Below are 1,693 nucleotides of genomic sequence, written 5' to 3' on the forward strand. Positions count from 1 at the left end.
CGCGAGCAAGCTCGCTCCCACAGTAGTTTTGGGTGGTCATAAAAATCTGTCACACCCACTTCACACGGCCATGCTTAAGTTTTCCCATTTCAAGGAGAACACCATGAGCGAATTCGACCTGGGCCGTCGCCGTGTGATGCAAGCCGTAGGCGCTGGTTTATTGCTGCCCGGGCTGGCCCCGGCGGTGATCGCTTCGGTCAAGGACCGGCCCGTGCTGACCGAAGGCGTGCAATCGGGCGACTTGCAGGGCGATCGCGCGATGATCTGGAGTCGCAGCGACCGTCCGGCGCGGATGGTGGTGGAGTGGGACACCCGCAGCCAGTTCTCCAACCCCCGGCGCTTTGTCTCGGCGCTGGCCGACAGCCGCAGCGATTTCACCGCCCGGGTCGAGCTCACCGGCCTGCCGCCCGACCAGGCGATTTTCTACCGCGTGCATTTCGAAGACGCCCAGAGCGGCGTGGCCAGCGAGCCCTGGCTCGGTCATCTACGCAGCGTGCCGCAATTCAAGCGCAACATTCGTTTTGTCTGGAGCGGCGACACCGTCGGCCAGGGCTTCGGTATCAACCCGGACATCGGCGGCATGCGCATCTACGAAGCCATGCGCCTGCGCCTGCCGGATTTCTTTATCCACAGCGGCGATACGATCTACGCCGACGGCCCCGTACCGGCGCAAATCATCACCGAGGGCGGTCGCATCTGGCGCAACCTCACCACCGAAGCCAAGAGCAAGGTCGCCGAGACGCTGGACGAATATCGGGGCAACTATCGCTACAACCTGATGGATGAAAACGTGCGTCGCTTCAATGCCGAAGTTCCGCAGATCTGGCAGTGGGACGACCACGAAGTGGTCAACAACTGGTCGCCGGGCAAACAACTGGACGAGCGCTACCAGACCAAGGACATCCACAGCCTGGTCGGTCGTGCACGGCAAGCCTGGTTGGAATACGCGCCCATGCGCCTGCAAAAGGCCGATGGCGGAGGACGCATCTACCGCAAGCTCGGCTACGGGCCGATGCTGGATGTGTTCGTGCTGGACATGCGCAGCTACCGCGAAGCCAACGACGCCAACCTCGGCGCGGCGAAACCGTTTCTTGGCCGTGAACAGTTGGATTGGCTCAAGCGCGAGCTGAAGCAATCCCGCGCCCAGTGGAAAGTCATCGCCGCCGACATGCCCATCGGCCTGGGTGTGCCGGATGGCGAGGTCAGCCCGGGCGTGCCACGCTGGGAAGCGGTCGCCAACGGTGACCCGGGCGAGGCCCAGGGCCGTGAAGTGGAGATCGCCGAACTGCTCGGTTACCTGCGCAAGCATCAGGTGCGCAATTACGTCTGGCTGACCGCCGATGTCCACTATTGCGCCGCCCATCACTACCACCCCGAACAGGCCGCGTTCCAGGATTTCGAACCGTTCTGGGAATTCGTCGCCGGACCGCTGAACGCCGGCAGTTTCGGGCCCAATGCCCTGGACAAGACCTTCGGTCCCGAGGTGGTGTTCCAGAAAGCCCCACCGGCCCAGAACACCTCGCCGTTTGCCGGCTATCAGTTCTTTGGCGAGGTGAACATCGACGGGCAGAGCGGGGAAATGAGCGTAGTGCTGCGGGACCTGGAAGGCGTGGCGGTGTTCGAGAAGAAGTTGCAGCCGGTGTGAGCCCTGAAGCTCAACACAGAACCCATGTGGGAGCGAGCTTGCTCGCGA

Annotated in this window: 1 protein-coding gene; it reads left to right on the top strand. The window is 62.9% G+C overall.

Annotated features, from left to right (window positions below):
• Positions 1 to 103 precede the first annotated feature (103 nt).
• The gene (locus OC610_RS26970) at positions 104 to 1,645 is read left to right on the top strand and encodes an alkaline phosphatase D family protein (protein WP_264432354.1); all 1,542 of its coding nucleotides are present in this window, start codon (positions 104 to 106) and stop codon (positions 1,643 to 1,645) included.
• Positions 1,646 to 1,693: the final 48 nt, after the last annotated feature.

It is taken from the genome of Pseudomonas agronomica, from assembly GCF_025917275.1.
Taxonomy (GTDB): Bacteria; Pseudomonadota; Gammaproteobacteria; order Pseudomonadales; family Pseudomonadaceae; genus Aquipseudomonas; species Aquipseudomonas agronomica.